We start from the raw sequence: 19,693 nt of genomic DNA, 5'->3' as shown, positions 1-19,693 counted from the left end.
TGGGTATTTTCCGAGCCTGTGCGGGCCGGTATGCAGGCCCTAGTGACCGGATCAGACGCTTGCAGTCACGCCTGCTCCCTCCATAGCAAGGCGTGATCCCAACAGCTCGGTCCCTCACCCCCCCTCCCAGGGCTGTGCAGCGTCGGACTTTAAGCCGGCGGCTGGCAGCAGTCGCCGGCTTGTCTTTCATTGCTGGCCTTGGGCGGCCTGAAAATTCTCTGCCGTGTTCGTCGGCGCTACCTGAAGAACGGAAATACCCATGAAGAAACTGATTATCGCTGCGGCCCTTGGGTCATGCGCGCTTGCCGCGCCGGCCTTTGCCGACGGCACCGGACCCTACCTCACGTTCGAAGGCGGCGCGGTCAAACAGGAACACGCCAATGTCTCGCTCCAGGGCGCCTATGACCATACCGACCATTTCGACACCGGTTGGGAAGCCGGCGGCGCGCTCGGGTATGATTTTGGCCATTTCCGGCTTGAAGCCGAAGGATTCTATGACCGCTCGCCGCTGAAGGGGCAGGATATCCCCGCCGGCCTGGTCACTCCGGCCTATTCACTCAACCGGTCGACCGGCGTTTCGGGCAACACCAATACTTATGCGGTGATGGGCAACGCGCTGATCGGTCTGGGCCATTGGGGCGGGATCAAGGCCTATGTCGGCGGCGGCGCCGGCTATGCCCGCGTGACGCTGAACGAATATACGGCCGGGCTGGTTCCGGTCGCCGATCGGGCCGACGGATTTGCGTGGCAGGGTCTGGCGGGCCTGACCGTGCCGATCAGCCACAATATCGACCTGGGCGTCCGCTATCGCTATTTCCGCCCCGACGGCGCCGACCATTTCCGCTATGCCGATGGCCTTGAACGCAAGGCTTCGCTGCGGTCGAGCTCGCTGCTCGCCACGCTGACCTTCAACTTTGGCCACGCGGCCGAACCGGCACCGGTGGTCGAAGCTGCCCCGCCGCCACCGCCGCCGATGGCCGCTGCTCCGCCGCCACCCCCGCCGCCGCCCCCGCCGCCCGTGATGGTCTGCAACAAGGGCCCGTACATCGTGTTCTTTGACTGGAACAAGTCGGACATTTCGCCCGAGGCGACCAACATCCTCGACAGCGCGGTCCAGGCCTATGGCAATTGCGCCTCGGTCCCGATCATGCTGGCCGGTTATACCGACAGTTCGGGTACGCCGCAGTACAACATGGGCCTGGCCGGTCGCCGCGATGATTCGGTGCAGAGCTATCTGACCAGCCATGGCGTCGCTGCCGGGGCGATCACGTCACACGCCTATGGTGAAGCCAACCAGCGCGTGCCCACCGCCGACGGTGTACGCGAACTGCAGAACCGCCGCGTGGAAATCACATACGGCCCTGGCGCCGGCAACTGATGCCAACCCGGTCAGCGCGTGCCAACACGCGCTGACCGGTAACACAATTCCCTGTCAGGAACGGGAAAGGGTCGGCGAAAGCCGGCCCTTTTTCGTGCGCGCGGCGCAAAGCGCCAGCCGCGGTTGACAGTCGCCAATATTTCGATGATATTGGAAATATGGAAACTGGCATTGACGCCCCGACCGTGATCCGCGCGCTGGGCGCGCTGGCGCAGGACCACCGGCTGGCCACCTTTCGCCTGCTGGTGCAGGCGGGCGGCGATGGCCTGCCGGCCGGCGTCATTGCCGAACGGCTGGGCATGGCGCCCTCTACGCTCAGCTTTCATCTCGCCGCGCTCGCGCATGCCGGGCTGGTGACGCAGCGGCGGCAAAGCCGGCTGGTGATCTATACCGCCAACTATCCGGCGATGAACGCGCTGATGGGCTATCTCACCGAAAACTGCTGTGGCGGGGCGCCCTGCACCGATGTCGCGGTGTGCTGTCCGACGCCGGCACTGGTGGCGCTTTCCGAACCCGCCGAACCAAAGGACACCGCCGCATGACCAGCCAGCTGCCCGTCGATATCGTGATCTATCACAACCCCGCCTGCGGCACATCGCGCAACACGCTGGCGATGATCCGCAATGCCGGCATTGAACCGCATGTGATCGAATATCTGAAAACGCCGCCGTCGCGCGCGTTGCTGGAACAGCTGATCGCGCGTGCCGGGATCACCCCGCGCGCTTTGCTGCGCGAAAAGGGCACGCCGTTTGCCGACCTCGGCCTGGGCGATCCCGCGCTGAGCGATGCTACGCTGATCGATGCGATGATCGCGCACCCGGTGCTGATCAACCGCCCGTTGGTGGTGTCGCCGCTGGGGGTGGCGCTGTGCCGCCCGTCTGAACGCGTGCTCGATCTGATCCCCGCGGCGCAACGCGGTGCCTTTGCCAAAGAAGATGGCGAGGCGGTGATCGATGCCGCCGGCAACCGCGTAACCCCGGCCTGACCAATCATGACCCCAGAAATCCGCGCGCTGTGGGCAGAGGCGGTGGGCAGTTTCCTGCTGTTCGCCACCGTCATCGGGTCGGGCATCATGGCCGACCGCCTGTCAGGCGGCAATGTCGCGGTGGCGCTGCTGGGCAATACCCTGGCCACTGGCGCGATGCTGTTTGTGCTGATCACCATGCTGGGGCCGGTATCGGGCGCGCATTTCAACCCGGCGGTCACGCTGGTCATGCAGCTGTCGGGCGCCATTCGCGTCCGGCTGGCGCTGGGGTATGCCGCGGCACAAGTGCTGGGCGGCGTGGCCGGGGTATGGGTCGCGCATGCGATGTTCGATCTGCCGGTGTGGCAGGTGTCGCACCATCTGCGCAGCGGGCCGGGGCAATGGCTGGGTGAAGCGGTGGCAACATTCGGCCTGGTGCTGACGATCTTCGGCACGGTGCGCATGCGCCCGGCGTGGGTGCCGGCCAGCGTCGCGCTGTATATTACGGCGGCCTACTGGTTCACCTCGTCCACCAGCTTTGCCAACCCGGCGATTACGCTGGCCCGCGCGTTGAGCGACACGTTTGCCGGGATCGCGCCTGCCAGCGTGCCCGGTTTCATCGTCGCGCAAATTGCGGGGGCGCTGATCGCGCTGGCCACGGCCAGCGTGCTGTTTCCCGCCGACGAAACCCCCGCAAAGGCCCCGGCATGAACCGACTGCGTGAATTGCCCGATCCCGATCATCTGCCCGCGCTGAAACCCCACTATGCCCATCGCCGCCCTGCGCTGGGGCTGGGCGCAAACGATCCGCCGCCGCGCATCCTGCTGCTGTACGGATCGCTGCGCGAACGGTCCTTTTCGCGGCTGGCGGTCGAAGAAGCGGCGCGGCTGTTGCAATGGTTCGGCTGCGAAACGCGCATTTTCGATCCGCGCGACCTGCCGTTGCCGGATCAGGTGGCCGATGATGACCATCCGGCAGTGGCCAGATTGCGTGAACTGTCGCTGTGGTCCGAAGGGCAGGTGTGGTGCAGCCCGGAACGCCACGGCCAGATCACCGGGATCATGAAAACGCAGATCGACCATCTGCCGCTGGCGTTCAAGGGCATGCGCCCGACCCAGGGCCGCACCCTGGCGGTGATGCAGGTCAGTGCCGGGTCGCAATCGTTCAATTCGGTCAACACGCTGCGGCTGCTGGGCCGGTGGATGCGGATGATCACCATTCCCAACCAGTCATCGGTGGCCAAGGCCTATGAGGAATTCGACGCCCAGGGGCGGATGAAACCATCGGCCTATTACGACCGCATCGTCGATGTGATGGAGGAACTGGTGCGGTTTACCGTGCTGTTGCGGCCGCATGCCGACCAGCTGGTCGATCGCTATTCCGAACGCGTGGAGCGCGACACGCCGGTTGATACCCCGGTCGAAGCGGCGGGTCTGGTGCGCTAATTTTCAATGCACAACCGGCAGTGCCGGGATCATCCAGGGCAGCACATATTGCTGCGCGACGATCAGCACGCTCAGGATCGCGGTCAGGATGAAGCTGTGGATGAAGGTGCGCGCAAACACCGCGCCCTCCTGCCCGGCCATCCCCACCACCGATACCCCGGTGGTAATATTCTGCGGCGAAATCATCTTGCCCATCACCCCGCCCGATGAATTGGCGGCGGCAAACAGCACCGGATTAAGGTTCAGCTGGCGCGCCGCCACCACCTGCAGATTGCCAAACAGCGCATTGCCCGAACTGTCGCTGCCCGACAGCATCACCGCGATCCAGCCCAGGAACGGCGACAGAAACACAAACAGGTGCCCGGTCGCGGCCACGCCGGCCCCCAGGCTATAGGCCATGCCGGCGTAATTCATCAGATAGGCCAGCCCCATCACCAGCATGACCGTGATGATCGCAATCCACGTCTGCCGCACGGTCTGGCCCACGCAGCGCCACAACGCCGCCGGCGACAATCGCACCAACAGCGCGGTTATCGCGCAGGCGCACAGGATCGCGGTGCCGGTGCCCAGCGGTTGGAACACCCACACTGCGTCATAGGGCTTGCCATGGTACAGCGTGATCGCAATCGCCTTGTCGAGGCCGGGCCAGTTGATCTTTGCCTGTGCGATCGTCGCCACCTTGGCGCTGGTCCACACGATCACCACCAGGGTGACCACCATCCACGGCAACCAGCCTTTCCACGGGGTGATCGGGCGCGCCATGCTGTTCGTACGCCCGGCCGCCTGCGCCAGCGCATCATCGCGGATGGCAAATTCGGCATCGTGTGGCGGCGCCCATACCCGCAAAAACAGCAGCGTGATGATCAGCGACGCCATCGATGCAAACACATCGGTCAGCGAATAATCGAGATAATTGGATGAAAAGAACTGCGCAAAGGCAAAACTGCCGCCCGCCACCAGCAGCATCGGCCACAGCGCACGCACCGATCGCCACCCGCCATAGACCGCGATCACATAAAACGGCAGGATCAGCGCGATCAGCGGCAATTGCCGGCCGATCATCATGCCCAGCTGCGCCGCGGGCAGCCCGGTCACCGTGCCCAGCACCGTCACCGGAATGCCCAGCGCGCCAAACGCCACCGGCGCGGTATCGAACATCAGCACATAGACCAGCGCATCCAGCGGCCGCATGCCGACCATGATCAGCATCGCGCTGGTGATCGCCACCGGGGTGCCGAACCCGGCCACCCCTTCCAGCAGCGCACCGAAACAGAACCCCACCACCACCAGCACCACCCGGCGGTCGTTGGGCACATTGCCGATCAGCCAGCGGCGCAAGGCATCGAAATAACCGGATTCCACCGCAATATTGTACAGCAGCAGCGCCGCCACCACCGTCCACATGATCGGCCACACCGCAAACACCGCGCCATTGGCCACCGCGTTCAACGCCAGCGCCAGCGGCAGCTGCCACACCGCGACCGCCACCACCAATCCGACCAGCAGCCCGGCCAGCGCCGCCTGCCACGCCGGGCGGCGCAATATCCCCAGCAGCAACAGCACCGCCAGCACCGGCAGCATGGCCACCCCAAACGACAGCGCCAGACTGCCCCCGACCGGGGTCACCAGTTGTGCAAACATCGCGGCTGTTGTCCCCCCGGCCGAATTTTATCCCGCTGCGGCTGCGCGGGCCTTGGCCAGCGCGCGGAATTTGTGCAGCAGCGGTTCGGTATAGCCGTTGGGCTGGACAATGCCTTCAAAAATCAGCGCACGCGCGGCCGCCCGGGCAAAACTGGTGTCGGCGTGCCCGGTCATCGGCTGATACAGCGGGTCGCCGGCGTTCTGTGCATCCACTTTGGCGGCCATGCGTTCCAGCGCGGCATCGACCTCGGCGGCGGTGCACACCCCGTGCAGCAGCCAGTTGGCAATATGCTGCGATGAAATGCGCAAAGTGGCGCGGTCCTCCATCAGGCCGACATCATGGATATCGGGCACTTTGGAACAGCCGATGCCCTGATCTACCCAGCGCACAACATAGCCCAGGATGCCTTGCGCGTTGTTGTCCAGCTCTTCGCGAATTTCGTCGGCCGACCAGTTGTGGCCGGTCGCGATGGGGATCGTCAGCAGACCGTCCAGCGCCGGAACCGGTTCCGCCATCAGGCCGTGCTGTACCGCGAACACATCGACGCTGTGGTAATGCATCGCGTGCAATGTGGCGGCGGTCGGGCTGGGCACCCAGGCGGTGCTGGCGCCGCTGCGTGGATGGCCGATCTTCTGCACCAGCATGTCGGCCATGCGATCGGGCGCGGCCCACATGCCCTTGCCGATCTGCGCCCGGCCCGACAGCCCACAGCGCAGGCCGATGCGGACATTGCGGTCCTCATAGGACTTGATCCACGCGCTATCCTTCATCGCCGCCTTGCGCACCATCGCGCCGGCGCGCATCGAGGTGTGCATTTCATCGCCGGTGCGATCGAGAAAACCGGTGTTGATGAACACCAGCCGGCCTTTGACCGCGGCGATGCACGCCGCCAGATTGGCCGAAGTGCGGCGCTCTTCGTCCATCAGCCCGATTTTCAGCGTGTGCCGTGTCAGCCCCAGCAGGTCTTCCACCGCATTGAACAGCCGGTCGGCAAACGCCGCTTCATCCGGGCCGTGCATCTTGGGTTTGACGATGTAGATCGATCCACCCGTGCCATCATTGGCCGACCGGCTGTTGCGGATCGGCCCGGCGCTGCGCAGATCATGCAGCCCGATCAGCCCGGTCACGATGGCATCCAGAATGCCCTCTGGCGCTTCGCTGCCATCGGCCAGCAGCACGGCGGGCGTCGTCATCAGGTGGCCGACATTGCGCGCAAACAGCAAAGCGCGGCCATGCAGTGTCAGCGTGGAACCATCGGGCGCGGTATAGTGCCGATCGGGATTGAGGCTGCGGGTCAGGCTCCGGCCCCCTTTGCTGAAGGTTTCGGCCAGATCGCCCTTCATCAGCCCCAGCCAGTTGGCATAGCCGGCGACTTTGTCCTCGGCATCGACCGCCGCGACCGAATCCTCAAAATCGACAATGGTCGACAGCGCCGATTCCAGCACGACATCGGCGACGCCTGCGGCATCCAGCGCGCCGATCGGCGATGCCCGGTCGATCACCAGTTCGATATGCAGGCCATGGTGGACCAGCAGCACGCCATCGGGCCGGGCCGCATCACCCCGCCACCCGGCCAGCGTAGCGGGATCCGCCAGCGCGGGCACCAGCGCACCATCGACAATTGCATAGCCCGTGACATCGGCGTGGCTGCCCGTGGCGAGCGGCACCGCCGCATCCAGAAACGCGCGCGCGCGCGCCACCACCTGCGCCCCGCGCACAGGGTCATAGCCCGGCCCTTGCGCCACGCCGGGCAGTGCGTCGGTGCCATAAAACGCGTCATACAGGCTGCCCCAGCGCGCATTGGCGGCGTTGAGCACAAACCGCGCGTTCAGCACCGGTACCACCAATTGCGGCCCCGCCATCCGCGCCACTTCGTCATCCACCTGGTCGGGCGTGATCGCAAACGGCGCCGGCTCGTCCACCAGATAGCCGATTTCGCGCAGGAACACCTGATAGGCAGCCGCATCGATCGGCTGTGCCACATGCGCCAGATGCCAGGCATCGATCTGCGCCTGCAGGCTGTCGCGCACCGCCAGCAGCCGGGCATTTTCGGGCGCCAGCCGGTCAACAATCGCGGCGGCCCCGGCCCAGAACGTGTCGGTATCGATCCCCGTGCCGGGCAAGGCCTGCGTATCGATGAACTGCGCCAGTTCGGCCGCAACCTGCAGCCCTGATTTTGCGATGTAAGCTGTCATGGTCCTGGCCTTTATGCGTCAAGCCCGGCGGCGGCCAAGCGGCCAGCGCGCGGATTTCATGGGTGTGGGAACGGGCGAGCGGTGATCTAACTCTCCGCTATCTGCGCAGGTGGTATTTGATAAGGTCTGGGCCCGCCCTGGGCCCAGTCGATCAGTTCGATGGTGTGCACCACGGGGGTGGCGGTGCGCTGGCCAATCTGCATGGCGCAGCCAACGTTGCCGGCGGCGATTACAGCGGCACCCAGACGGTCCAGGTTGGCGACCTTGCGTTGACCGATGCGGTCGGCCAGATCGGGCTGCAGAATGTTGTAAACGCCGGCCGAACCACAGCACAGATGCGCCTCTTTCGGGGTGACCACGGTGTATCCGGCGCGGGTTAACAGCTGGCGCGGCGCATCGGTCACGCCCTGTCCGTGCTGCAAGGAACACGCGGGGTGATAGGCGACACGCAACGGCGCTGCGGCCGGGGCGACCGGGGGCATATCAAGCGTGGCGACAAATTCGCTGATATCGCGGGCCAGCGCCGAAAAATGCGCGGCACGTTGGGCATAGGCGGGATCATCGCGCAGCAAAAAGCCGTAGTCCTTGATCGACGTGCCGCAGCCAGATGTGGTGATGACGATCGCCACAACCGGACCCGCCACCTCCACCGCGTCCCACGCATCGATGTTGCGACGCGCCGCCGCCTTGGCCGCCGCGTCCTGCCCCATGTGGTGGACCAGCGCGCCGCAGCACCCTTCACCCTGTGCCAGCACCACGTCACAGCCGGCGCGCGCCAGCACGCGCTGAGTCGCGACGCGGATCGCCGGTTGCAGCACCGGTTCGGCGCAACCCTGCAGCAGGATTACGCGCGGGCCGTTGGTGACGGAGGGCGCGGGTGCGGGCAGGGACGTAGCCTGCGCGTGCTGGCGCCGCGGCACCAGCGCCAGCATCGCGGCGACCGGTTTCAGCGCCGGCACCCGTTGCAACAGCGGTTTCAGCGGTTGTGCCAGCCGCCCCAGCGCCAGCGCGGCGCGAAACCGCGCCGGGTAGGGCAGCACTTGCCCCAGCACCCAACGGATCATCCGGTCAGGCCACGGACGCCGGTAATTCTGGTCAATGTATGCGCGCGCGTGATCAACCAGATGGCCGTAATGCACCCCCGACGGGCAGGTCGTCATGCATGACAGGCATGACAGGCAGCGATCGATATGCGTGACCACCTCTGCACTGGGCTGACGCGCGTTCTCCAGCATGTCCTTGATCAGGATAATGCGCCCGCGCGGGCTGTCCAGTTCGTCGCCCAGCAGCACATAAGTCGGGCAGGTCGCGGTGCAAAACCCGCAATGCACGCATTTGCGGATCACGCTTTCGGATTGGGCCATATCGGGATCGGCCAGCGCGGCGGGGGGAAAGCGGGTCTGCATCGCTATTGATCCTGAAACCGGCCGGTTTCAAACACGCCCGCCGGATCAAAAGCGCGGCGCACCCGCGCCTCCAGCGCGGCCAGCGCGGGTGGCTGCGGGTGGCGCGCGGGCACCACGCGGCGCAGATCAGACGGCGCGCGCACCAGTTCGGCATGCCCGCCCGCCGCCGTCGCCAGTGCGCGCAAGCGCACCGGGGGCAGGGCATCCGCATCCGCGCCGACCCACACCAGCCCGCCGGCCCAATCCATCAACCAGCGCGCGCGCGCCGCATCCAGCGCATCGATCAGCGCAGCCACTTGCGCCGGCGGCACGATCACCCGCCACAGCACCGGCGCGGATTGAAGCACCGCCAGTGTCCGGAATGCCTGCCAGAACTGGTCTGCCTGCGCCGGCGCCATCACCCGGATCAGGCCGAGATCGCGCAACACTGTCGCCAGCAGCGTCTGGCGCGCGGCGACGGAGGGCGCAAACCCCTCCAGCCGCAGCGCCGTCGTCGCCGGTTCGGCACCGCCGGGCTGGTGCGCGGCGGCGGCCACACTGGCCTGCGACCCCAGCGCACGGCTCATCGCCTGCACTGCGTCGCGATGCGACAGTCCATCGATCGCCACGGTCAGTGTCGTTTCCCCGCGCGGCAGCGTCTTGATATGCAGTTCGGTCAGCGCAAACAGCCGCCCCCAGCTGCCGCAGGCCAGTTTGGGCAGGTCATAACCGGTCACGTTCTTGGTCACGCGCGCGCCCGCGACAAACGCCTCACCCCGGCCGGAAACCGCCTGAAACCCCAGCAGATGGTCGCGCGCGCCGCCGCGTGATACCCGGCGCGACCCGGCCACGCCGCTGGCGATCACCCCGCCGATGGTCGCCGCGCCTGCTGGTTGCCCATGGATAGGGCCATGGTCGAACGGTTCAAACGCCAGCATCTGGTCTTGTTGGGCCAGCACCGCCTCGACTTCGGCCAATGGCGTGCCGGGCCGCACGGTCAGCACCAGCTCGGCGGGGTCATAATCGACGATCCCGGCAAACCCGCGCATATCGACCAGGGCGATCGGCGTATCTGTCGGCGCGCCAAAGGCGGCCTTGGTCCCGCCACCGCGCAATTCCAGCCGCGCACCCTTCGCGCTGGCCTGCGCAATCAGCGCGGCCAGATCGGCAGTGGTCTCCGGGCGATGAACGGTCATGGCGGTCATCAAAAGCGCGGCAGGTCGGGAAACGCGGTGTGCCCGTGGTGGACATGCACCCGGCCCTGTTCGGCACAGCGGTGCAGCAGCGGAAACACTTTGCCGGGATTGAGCAGCAAAGCGGGGTCAAACGCGGCCTTCACTGCCAATTGCTGCGCCAGATCGGCATCGCTGAACATCACCGGCATCAGTTCACGCTTTTCCACGCCTACGCCATGTTCGCCGGTAAGCACCCCGCCCACTTCGACACACAGCCGCAGGATATCGGCGCCGAACGCCTCCGCCGCCTCCAGCTGGCCGGGCAGGTTGGCATCGTACATGATCAACGGGTGCAGATTGCCGTCGCCGGCATGAAACACATTGGCGAGGCCAAGCCCGTATTGCGCCGAAAGTTCGCTCATACGCTGCAGCACGGCGGGCAGGGCGCGGCGCGGGATGGTGCCATCCATGCAGTAATAATCGGGCGAAATGCGGCCCACCGCCGGAAACGCTGCCTTACGCCCGGCCCAGAACGCCATGCGGTCGTCCTCGTTTTGCGAAATGCGGCAGGTGCTGTGGCCAAACGTGGCGGTGATCTGCGTGACCGCGTCGATCAGGTGGTCGCATTCGGCCGCCGGCCCATCGAGTTCGACAATCAGCAGCGCCTCTGCGTCAAGCGGATAGCCGGCGTGGACGAACGCCTCGGCCGCGTGCGTGGCCGCCTTGTCCATCATTTCCATGCCGGCAGGAATAATTCCGGCGGCGATGATCGCCGCCACCGCCGCGCCCGCCGCCTCCACCGCCGGAAACCCGATCAGCAGCGCGCGCGCAGTTTCGGGCCGCGGCAGGATCGCCACGGTCACCTCGGTCACCACGCCCAGCAACCCTTCTGATCCGACCACAATCCCCAGCAGATCCAGCCCCGCCGGTTCCAGCCCGCGCCCACCCAGCCGCAGCACTTCGCCATCGATCATCACCAGTTCGACCCCCAGCACATTGTTGGTGGTCAGGCCGTATTTCAGGCAATGCACGCCGCCCGAATTTTCCGCGACATTGCCGCCGATCGAACAGGCGATCTGGCTGGACGGATCGGGCGCATAGTAAAACCCCTGGTCCTCCACCGCGCGGGTCAGCGCCAGATTGGTCACCCCCGGCTGGGTCACCACAATGCGGTCGTGATAATCGATGTCCAGAATGCGGTTGAACCGCCCCATGCCCAGCAGCACCGCATCGGCCAGCGGCAGCGCCCCGCCCGACAGCGATGTGCCCGATCCACGCGGCACGACCTTTATGCCCTGATCGTGGCACCAGCGCAGGATGTGCGACACTTGCGCAGTGGTCTGCGGCAACACCACCACCAGCGGCGACTGGCGATAGGCGGTCAGCCCGTCGGATTCATAGGCGCGCAAACCGTCCTCGTGATCGATCACCCCGTCGGGCACGATCGCGCGCAGGGCTGCCGCGATAGCCGCGCGCCGGGCGACCACCGCCTGATCGACGGGGGGCATCATGAGCATCGTGCGGCCTTCTGACCGGCGCGTGATCGCGGCGTTTTGCGAAACTGGGACACCATGCGCCAACCCTAGACAGCGCAGCCCAATGCCGGTAGCCGGAAAAAGTAAAATTCACTCTTTCGTGAAACGAACAAATCGATGGCTATCGCGCTCGATTACGACCTGTTTGCCCGCATCGCCGAGCTTGGCAGCATTTCCGCTGCTGCCCAAAAAATGGGCATTTCGGTACCGATGGCGTCCAAACGTCTGGCCCGGCTGGAATCGCGGCTGGGCGTGCGGCTGATCAACCGGTCCACCCGCCGGCTGGTGCTGACCGGCGCCGGGCAACGCTTTCGCGATGATGTGGTGGCAATCATCGATGCCGTCCACCATGCCGAAGAACGCCTGATCGGCGCGACCCAGGGCCTGTCGGGGCCAATTCGCATTTCGGCGCCGACTTCGTTCGGGCGCCTGCACCTGGCGCCCTATCTGCGGCGCTTTATCGACCGGCACCCGCAGGTCGATATCGATATCAACCTGACTGATGAAATGGTCGATCTGTTCCATCTGGGCGTGGACGTGGCGGTGCGGATCGCGCCGATCGACGCGGCGCCGCTGGATACTTGCGTGCTGGCGCCCAACCACCGCATCTTGTGCGCCGCGCCCGATTATCTGGCGCGGCGGGGCATGCCGGCCACGCTGAAGGACCTGGCCCAGCACCAGACGCTGGCCGCCCAGGGGCAAACGCCATGGCGGCTGTCCGGCCCCGATGGTGCGGTCACGTTTGATCCCCGGCCGCAGGTGCGCACCAATTCCAGCGAAGTGGTGCGCGAACTGGCGCTGGCCGGGATGGGCATTGCGCTGCGGTCACTGTGGGATGTCACGGCCGACCTGACCAGCGGGCGGCTGGTGCGCGTGCTCGACCGCTATGAAGGGGTGACCGATGTGCAGATCCATGCCGCGTGGCCACGCAATCCCAATCTGCCGCGCCGGGTGACCGCGTTCATCGATTACCTGCGCGATCTGTATCAGCCGGTCCCGCCCTGGGTCGCTGCCTGATCAAACGGCGGATTCAGCCGCACGATCATCGCGTTAAGCCACGACGCAAAGCTGACCCACAGCAGATAGGGCACAATCAGCGCGCTGGCCTGGTGCGAGATCGGCCACAGCCCGACCACCAGCGCCACCAGCGATGCCCACAGAAACACCACCTCGATCAGCGCCCAGTCGGGCCGCCGCAACCGAAAGAACAGCGGGCTCCACAGCGCATGGAACACCGCGTTGGTGGCGAACAGGATCACCACGTGCGTGCGCGCGGCCGGGCTGTCCGCCGCATTCCACGCCAGAATTGCCGACCAGGCCGCCAGGCTCAGGATCACGCCCCAGGCCGGGCCGAACAGCCAGTTGGGCGGTTGCAGCCGGGGTTTGCGCAAGTTCGCGTACCATGGCCCGATCGGCGTGCTCAGCCCGCCCAGGCCACCCAGCGCGACGGCAGTGGCCACGGCAACGATTGTCGGTGCCCACATAGTTGCGTTGTCCATCTTGCAGAGTGTCCAACACGTGTTACACGTTCGGCGTGCGTGTGTCGTTCCCCTTTTCTGCCATCGTCGGCCAGGATGAAATGAAGCGGGCGCTGCTGTTGGCGGCGGTTGACGCGCGCATCGGCGGGGTGATGGTGTTCGGCGATCGCGGCACCGGCAAATCGACTGCGGTGCGCGCGCTGGCCGCATTGCTGCCACCGATTCCGGCGTCGCAAGGCGGCTATCAGGACGGCAGCCCGCCGAAAGGCCGCGCCGGCGCGACCATTCCGGTGCCGTTTATCGATCTGCCGCTGGGCGCGACCGAGGACCGCGTGGTCGGCGCGCTCGATCTGGAACGTGCGCTCAGCGCCGGGGTCAAGGCGTTCGAACCCGGCCTGCTGGCGCGCGCGCACGGCGGGTTTCTGTATATTGATGAGGTCAATCTGCTGGAAGATCACATTGTTGATCTGTTGCTGGATGTGGCCGCGTCGGGCGAAAACGTGGTCGAGCGTGAAGGGCTGAGCGTGCGCCATCCGGCGCGATTCGTGCTGGTCGGCAGCGGCAACCCCGAAGAGGGTGAATTGCGCCCGCAATTGCTCGACCGGTTCGGGCTGTCGGTCGAAGTGCGCACGCCGCAGGACCTGAAGCAACGCGTCGAAATCCTGAAACGCTGCGACGCGTTCGAACGCATGCCCGAGGCGTTTGCCGAAACCTGGCGCCGTGAAGAACGCAAGACGCTGAAACAGATCGCCCGCGGGCGCGCCGCGCTGCCCAATGTGGTCATGCCCGATGCCATGCTGATGCAGGCGTCGCGCCTGTGCATCGCGGTTGGCGCCGATGGTCTGCGCGGGGAATTGACGCTGATGCGCGCGGCGCGTGCGCAGGCGGCGCTGCTGGGCGCCGAGGTGGTGACCGGCGATCATATCACCATGGTCGCGCCGATGGCGCTGCGCCACCGCCTGCGCCGCAACGTGCTGGATGAAACCGGATCGACCGCGCGCATAGAGCGGGCGATGGAGGAGCTGGCGGCCGCAGCGTGACCGGCACCAGAATGCGAGAGCGCCAGCCCGAACAATTGACCGATGCGCTGATTGCGGCACAGCTGTGCGCGATCGATCCGCTGCTGGGCGGCATGATCCTGCGCGGCGGCGGTGACTGGCGCGACGCAGTGGTGGCCGAATTGCGCGATGGCCTGCCCGAAAATGCCCCGGTGCGCCGGGTGCCCTCGCACATTGATGACGAACGGCTGTTGGGCGGGATCGATCTGACCGCGACACTGGCGCGCGGGCAGGCGGTTTCGCGCGTCGGCCTGCTGGCAGAGGCCGATGGCGGCATGATCGTGGTGCCGATGGCCGAACGGCTGTCCGATGCGATTGCCGGGCGCATTGCCGCGGTGATCGATACCGGCGAACTGGTGGTGGAACGCGATGGCATGGCGCTGCGCCGGCCGGCACAGTTCGTGTTTGCCGCGCTGGATGACGGCGTCGAACCCGAAGAACGCGCAGGTGCCGCGCTGCGCGAACGCGCGGCATTCTGGATCGACCTGTCGCAATTGTGCCAGCCCGATGCGCCCTATCCGGTCGCGCAGGACGGGCCCGCTGACATCGTGCCGCTGACAGAGGTCATCACCACCATCGCCGCGACCGCCGGCGCACTGGGTATCGATTCTGCGCGCGCGCCGCTGTTTGCCCTGCGCGCGGCGCGCGCGCGGGCGCAGCTGGCGGGCCGTGAAGGCATGACGATCGATGACGTCACCTTTGCCGCGCGCATGGTGCTGGCGCCGCGCGCCACCCGCGTTCCCGCCGATCCCACCGCGCCGGAGCCAGAACCGCCCGCCGACAGCCCGCCGCCGCCGCCGTCCGACGGTGACCAGGGCGAGGACGAGACCAGCGATCCCGGCCCGGTCGAAGACATCGTGCTGGCCGCCGTGATGGCCGCGCTGCCGCGCGACCTGCTGGCGCGGATTGCCGAAGGCGGCGCGCAGCGCACACGCGCCAATGCGCCGGGCGGCGCCGGGCAACGCCGCAAATCGGGTGTCCGTGGCCGGCCGATGGGAACGCTGGCGGGCATGCCTGGTGGTGGCCGCCGGTTGAGCCTGATCGACACGCTGCGTGCCGCCGCACCCTGGCAGAAACTGCGCAACGGCCATCGCACCGTGGAAATCCGCCGCGACGATCTGCGCGTGCGCCGGTTTGAAACGCGTTCCGAAGTGCTGACTATTTTCGCGGTGGACGCATCGGGATCATCGGCGTTTGCGCGGCTGGCCGAGGCCAAGGGCGCGGTCGAACTGCTGCTGGCAGAGGCCTATGTGAAGCGCGCGCAGGTCGCGCTGGTGGCGTTTCGCGGGACTGGCGCAGAACTGCTGCTGCCGCCGACGCGGTCGTTGACGCGGGCGCGGCGGATGCTGGCCGATCTGCCCGGCGGCGGCGGTACGCCGCTCGCGGCCGGTCTGGCGGCGGCGCGTGACCTGGCCGAAGCGGCGCGCGGGCGCGGGCGCACGCCGTTCGTGATCATTCTGACCGATGGCCGTGCCAACATCGCCGCCGATGGCCGCGCGGTGCGCAGCCAGGCCGAAGCCGACGCCATGGCCGAGGCCAGGGCGATTCGCGCGGCCGGTATCCGTGCCGCGTTCGTCGATACCTCGGCCCGGCCCCGACCCGAAGGCGCCGCGCTGGCCGCGGCGATGGGCGCGCGCTATCTGCCGCTGCCGCGCGCGGATTCAACCGTGATGCACGCCGCGATCAGCCAGGCGCAAAAAGGATGAGCAGCGCCCCGCGCTGGGATGTCGAAGGGCAGGGCTGGCCCAACCGCGCGGACAGCCGGTTTGTGGAGGTTGGGCGGGTCCGCTGGCATGTGCAAACCATGGGGCCGGAAAATGCGCCCGTCCTGCTGCTGATCCACGGCACCGGCGCAGCAACGCACAGCTGGCGCGATCTGGCGCCTTTGCTGGCGACACGGTTCAGGGTTGTCGCGTGCGATCTGCCGGGCCACGGTTTTACGCGCGGGCGCCCGGCTGCCGGCCTGACCATGGCGGCGATGGCGCGCGCGGTGGCCGATCTGCTGGGTGTGCTGGGCATGGCACCGGCGCTGATTGTCGGCCATTCGGCGGGGGCGGCGATCGGGTTGCGCATGGTGCTGGACGGGCTGGCGGCGCCGCGCGCGGTCGTGGGTCTTGGTGCCGCGCTGCTGCCCATCCCCGGGCTGGCCGGGGTGCTCTTTCCCACGCTGGCGCGGATGCTGTTCGTCAATCCGCTGGCGCCGCATCTGTTTGCGCGGATGGCGCGTGTGCCCGGCGAAACCGGGCGGTTTCTGGCGCGCAGCACCGCTTCGCGCATCGATGCCACCGGGGTTTCCGCCTATGAACGCCTGTTTGCGACCGCGGGGCATTGCGCCGGCGCGATCACCATGATGGCCGATTGGGATCTGCCCGCGCTGCGGCGCGATCTGGGGCGCGTGCCGGTGCCAGTGCTGCTGATCCACGGTGCCGCCGATGCCGCGATCCCGCTGGCCCATGCGCATGAAACGGCGACGATCATCCCCACCGCGCGGGTGGTGTCACTGGCGGGACTGGGCCATCTGGTGCATGAAGAACGCGCGGCCGATGTGGCGGCGCTGATCACGGAATTTGCAACGGAGGTATGCTGATGAGCATGCAGTATATGAGCCTGTTCGACATGGCGATTACCGGCATCCCGGCGATATTGTTCGGGGTGTGGCAACTCGTTTCGGTCAACCGTGAAATCGCGCGTGACAAAGCCGCCAGGGCCGCGCGCGAGGCGCAGGCCGATGATCATACCGGGTCGCGCTAAGCGCGACTCATACCTCCCGCCCCGCCTCGCGAGCCCGACCACCACAGCATGATGGTATCATTGGTGGTCGGCTCCTCAGCGAAAACGTCCCCCGGACGTTTTCGTGCTCTTCGTCGCGGGAGGCGGGGCGGGAGGTATGACTGCACGTCAGTGCAGATTCGTCTCAACCATAACCTACCGGATCGCGCGCGGCATTCGAAAGGGCAGCATGCCCTGCACGATGGGTGACCGGAACCGGCCCAGCGACAGGCTTTCGTGCACGGCATGGACATTTTCGCCAAACAGCCGCGTGGACAGTTTCGACCGCGCATAGAACGGCGCATCGACCCAGGTTTTGACAACCTTTGGCGTTGATCCCGCATCGGCGCGGGTCGCGCGTTTGATCATCCAGCCGGTGCGCGGCAGCGCGGCGGGGGCGGGCTGGATCACATCGTGCCAGTTGCCCTGCCGGTCCAGCTTTACGGCCAGATCGAACGGGGTGCCATCGCGCCGCTGGCCTTCGTACAGTACGGCAACATCGTTTTTCAGATGCGCGCGCGACCAGTGCCAATCGTCAAACCCGTCTTCCAGCGCTTCATCGCCAAAGTTCGAATCGAAATAGCCCGATCCTGACCAACGCACGCCGGGGTGGGTCATCTCTACCTCTACATGCGCGCGCGGCGCCACCGGGTGCCAGCGGTGGCGGCCCGCGGGATCGAGCGCGAATGCCGTGGTGCCGATCATTTCGGGAATGACCCGCACGGTCCCGCGCACTTTATAGGGCAGCGGCGCAGAAATTTCGGCAATGTCGATCACCAGCGCATTGCCATCCCAATGCATTGCGCTGGGGCCGGCGACAAAGTGGTCGGCGCTGCGGGTAACGCTGGTTTCGCGGCGTTCGGTCATCGCCCAGGCCGAACCGCGCGGGCCATTCAGCGAAATATTGATGGCACAGTGATTGTCGGGACGTCCGCGTCCGCTCAACTTGTAATACGGCGAAAACACACTGCCGACAAAGGCGATGATGGTCAGCCCATAGGCACCGTCTGCGCTGGTGGCGTCGATATACCACCAGGCGTATCCATTGGGTGCCACCGCCACGTCAAAGCGCGGTCCCTGGGCAGGCAGGCGGCGGCTGGTCGGCCGAAACGCGCGGCCATCGGGACGCCCGCGCAACAAGGCCCAGGGATCGGTGTCCGGCTGGGCCGCCGGGGGAAGCATGCCGCCCACCCGTGCAAGGCCGGTCCACAACGGGCTCCACCCGTCGACCGACACCGGCTGCCGCAACCGGACGAGGCCGTCACCGCCGTCGGTTCCGCCCGATCGCGCAAAAGCCCCGCCCGCGAAACTCCCGCTCGCGAATCCTGTGTCAGCATCTGCCGGGTGCATGTTTCGATCTCCTTTGGGGTCAATCCGTCGTCGTCACCCATGCCGGCCCAGACAACGACCGCGGGTTGGTTCGGCACCACCTGCAACCATTCGTTGACGGAAGGCTATCACGTGTCCAATATGATTGACACATGGTTTCGTACACAAAAGATGATTTTGGCTGGCGGGGACGCTGGATCGCGTGGCGCAACCGCGTGATGATGAGCCCGCGCTTTCAAAGTTTTGCCACGCGCTTTGCGCTGACCAGGCCGGTCGCGCGGCGTCGCGCACGCGCGCTGTTCGATCTGGTCGCCGGGTTCACCTATTCGCAGATCCTGGCTGCGGTTGTCGAAACCCGGCTGCTGCAACTGCTGGCCGATGGACCGCTCGATACCGCGACGATCGCGACTCGGTGCGATCTGCCGATCGATGGTACGCGTTGCCTGTTGCGGGCGGCGGCGGCGTTGGGGCTGGTGGAGCCGCTGGGCACCTGCTGGGCGCTGGGCAGCGACGGCGCGGCCCTGCTGGGCAATCGCGGGATTGTCGAAATGGTGGCGCACCACCACTTGCTCTATGCCGATCTGGCCGACCCGGTCGCGCTGTTGCGGCGTGGCGGCGGTGGTGGGCGCCTGTCCGATCTATGGCGTTATGCCGAATCGCCAGGGCTGGGGGATAGTGCCGCTGTCAGCGCGTATTCGGCGTTGATGGCCGCTTCGCAGCCGATGGTCGCGGCGCAGGCGATCGCCGCCTATCCGTTTCATCGTCACCGGCGCCTGTTGGATGTGGGCGGCGGTGAAGGCGCATTCTTGAGCGCGGTCGGTGCCAGCGTGCCCGCGATCGAGCTGGCGCTGTTTGATCTGCCCGCGGTGTGCGACCGCGCCCGTGCCCGATTCGTAACGGCTGGCCTGGCCGACCGGGCGACCGTTCACGGCGGCAATTTTCTGACCGATTCGCTGCCGGCGGGGTGCGATATCATTTCGCTGATCCGCGTGTTGCACGACCATGATGACGCGCCGGCGATGGTGTTGCTGCGCAACATTCATGCCGCGCTGCCGCCTGGCGGAACGCTGTTCATTGCCGAACCGATGGCGTGCACGCCCGGCGCCGAACCCGCCGGTGACGCCTATTTCGGGTTCTATTTGCTGGCCATGGGATCGGGCCGTCCGCGCAGCCCGGATGAGATTGCGGCGATGCTGCGTGCAGCAGGATTTTCGCGTTCGCGGTTGGTTCCGACGGCAGTGCCGCTGACGGCAAGGGTTATGGTTGCGACGCGTTAATTCGACTGTCCAATTTTGTTGACAACCAAATCTGTCCAGATACAAAGACAGTCGTAGTCACAG

Annotated in this window: 18 protein-coding genes; 11 read left to right on the top strand and 7 right to left on the bottom strand. The window is 66.5% G+C overall.

Features of this window, described 5'->3' with window-relative positions; genetic code table 11:
• Positions 1–259: 259 nt before the first annotated feature.
• The 5 genes from ABWP89_RS00825 to arsH all read left to right on the top strand — a co-directional run bounded on the left by ABWP89_RS00825 (position 260) and on the right by arsH (position 3,787).
• Positions 260–1,378 (top strand): OmpA family protein, encoded by a 1,119-nt coding sequence (locus ABWP89_RS00825; protein WP_353226533.1) that lies wholly within the window; start codon positions 260–262, stop codon positions 1,376–1,378.
• A 158-nt stretch (positions 1,379–1,536) separates the two neighbouring features.
• Positions 1,537–1,920 (top strand): ArsR/SmtB family transcription factor, encoded by a 384-nt coding sequence (locus ABWP89_RS00820; protein WP_353226532.1) that lies wholly within the window; start codon positions 1,537–1,539, stop codon positions 1,918–1,920.
• On the top strand, positions 1,917–2,363 hold the full coding sequence (arsC, locus tag ABWP89_RS00815) for an arsenate reductase (glutaredoxin) (protein WP_353226531.1): 447 nt from the start codon (positions 1,917–1,919) through the stop codon (positions 2,361–2,363). Before ABWP89_RS00820 ends, arsC begins: the two co-directional genes overlap by 4 nt.
• Before the next feature lie 6 nt (positions 2,364–2,369).
• Positions 2,370–3,053, top strand: coding sequence for an aquaporin (locus ABWP89_RS00810; protein ID WP_353226530.1), 684 nt, complete (start codon positions 2,370–2,372; stop codon positions 3,051–3,053).
• The gene (gene arsH, locus ABWP89_RS00805; RefSeq protein ID WP_353226529.1) at positions 3,050–3,787 is read left to right on the top strand and encodes an arsenical resistance protein ArsH; all 738 of its coding nucleotides are present in this window, start codon (positions 3,050–3,052) and stop codon (positions 3,785–3,787) included. The genes ABWP89_RS00810 and arsH overlap by 4 nt, the downstream gene beginning before the upstream one ends.
• 3 nt (positions 3,788–3,790) lie before the next feature.
• Here arsH and ABWP89_RS00800 read toward each other — a convergent pair whose 3' ends face one another.
• The 5 genes from ABWP89_RS00800 to ABWP89_RS00780 form a co-directional block, all read right to left on the bottom strand.
• Positions 3,791–5,428 carry an L-lactate permease gene (locus ABWP89_RS00800; protein ID WP_353226528.1) on the bottom strand — a complete coding sequence of 546 codons (1,638 nt, stop codon included), beginning with the start codon at positions 5,426–5,428 and terminating at the stop codon, positions 3,791–3,793.
• A gap of 27 nt (positions 5,429–5,455) precedes the next feature.
• Entirely contained in the window at positions 5,456–7,624 is a 2,169-nt protein-coding gene (locus tag ABWP89_RS00795; protein WP_353226527.1) for a malate synthase G, read from the bottom strand.
• A gap of 86 nt (positions 7,625–7,710) precedes the next feature.
• A complete protein-coding gene (glcF, locus tag ABWP89_RS00790) occupies positions 7,711–9,030 on the bottom strand; it encodes a glycolate oxidase subunit GlcF (protein ID WP_353226526.1) in 1,320 nt (439 codons plus the stop codon).
• Positions 9,031–9,032: 2 nt separating this feature from the next.
• Positions 9,033–10,205 (bottom strand): FAD-binding protein, encoded by a 1,173-nt coding sequence (locus ABWP89_RS00785; RefSeq protein ID WP_353226525.1) that lies wholly within the window; start codon positions 10,203–10,205, stop codon positions 9,033–9,035.
• 8 nt (positions 10,206–10,213) lie between these two features.
• Positions 10,214–11,692, bottom strand: a complete 1,479-nt coding sequence (locus tag ABWP89_RS00780) for an FAD-linked oxidase C-terminal domain-containing protein (protein WP_502915205.1) — start codon at positions 11,690–11,692, stop codon at positions 10,214–10,216.
• A gap of 144 nt (positions 11,693–11,836) precedes the next feature.
• Between ABWP89_RS00780 and ABWP89_RS00775 the strand changes: the two genes are divergently transcribed.
• Positions 11,837–12,736 (top strand): LysR family transcriptional regulator, encoded by a 900-nt coding sequence (locus ABWP89_RS00775; protein WP_353226523.1) that lies wholly within the window; start codon positions 11,837–11,839, stop codon positions 12,734–12,736.
• Here ABWP89_RS00775 and ABWP89_RS00770 read toward each other — a convergent pair.
• Complete coding sequence (locus ABWP89_RS00770) at positions 12,706–13,203, bottom strand: TspO/MBR family protein (protein WP_353226522.1); 498 nt, start codon at positions 13,201–13,203, stop codon at positions 12,706–12,708. The two genes, ABWP89_RS00775 and ABWP89_RS00770, sit on opposite strands and share 31 nt — an antisense overlap.
• Before the next feature lie 95 nt (positions 13,204–13,298).
• Here ABWP89_RS00770 and ABWP89_RS00765 point away from each other — a divergent pair, with 95 nt between their 5' ends.
• From ABWP89_RS00765 to ABWP89_RS00750, 4 genes are read left to right on the top strand one after another with little or no spacing between them, the layout of a single operon-like run.
• Complete coding sequence (locus ABWP89_RS00765) at positions 13,299–14,237, top strand: magnesium chelatase ATPase subunit I (RefSeq protein WP_502915199.1); 939 nt, start codon at positions 13,299–13,301, stop codon at positions 14,235–14,237.
• Positions 14,234–15,961 (top strand): magnesium chelatase subunit D, encoded by a 1,728-nt coding sequence (locus tag ABWP89_RS00760; protein WP_353226521.1) that lies wholly within the window; start codon positions 14,234–14,236, stop codon positions 15,959–15,961. The genes ABWP89_RS00765 and ABWP89_RS00760 overlap by 4 nt, the downstream gene beginning before the upstream one ends.
• Positions 15,958–16,842: an alpha/beta fold hydrolase BchO gene (gene bchO, locus ABWP89_RS00755; RefSeq protein ID WP_353226520.1), complete on the top strand. Its 885-nt coding sequence runs from the start codon at positions 15,958–15,960 to the stop codon at positions 16,840–16,842. The genes ABWP89_RS00760 and bchO overlap by 4 nt, the downstream gene beginning before the upstream one ends.
• On the top strand, positions 16,842–17,006 hold the full coding sequence (locus ABWP89_RS00750; protein WP_353226519.1) for a hypothetical protein: 165 nt from the start codon (positions 16,842–16,844) through the stop codon (positions 17,004–17,006). The genes bchO and ABWP89_RS00750 overlap by 1 nt, the downstream gene beginning before the upstream one ends.
• A gap of 174 nt (positions 17,007–17,180) precedes the next feature.
• Here the strand turns inward: ABWP89_RS00750 and ABWP89_RS00745 are convergent, their stop codons facing one another.
• On the bottom strand, positions 17,181–18,206 hold the full coding sequence (locus ABWP89_RS00745; protein WP_353226518.1) for a carotenoid 1,2-hydratase family protein: 1,026 nt from the start codon (positions 18,204–18,206) through the stop codon (positions 17,181–17,183).
• 299 nt (positions 18,207–18,505) lie between these two features.
• Here ABWP89_RS00745 and ABWP89_RS00740 point away from each other — a divergent pair, with 299 nt between their 5' ends.
• On the top strand, positions 18,506–19,630 hold the full coding sequence (locus ABWP89_RS00740; protein WP_353226517.1) for a methyltransferase: 1,125 nt from the start codon (positions 18,506–18,508) through the stop codon (positions 19,628–19,630).
• Positions 19,631–19,693 lie beyond the last annotated feature (63 nt).

The sequence above is a fragment of the Novosphingobium sp. genome (assembly GCF_040398825.1).
In the GTDB taxonomy this organism is placed as follows: Bacteria; Pseudomonadota; Alphaproteobacteria; order Sphingomonadales; family Sphingomonadaceae; genus Novosphingobium.
Note: the sequence above shows the minus strand (reverse complement) of the source record. Positions and strands in the feature narration are given on the sequence as shown.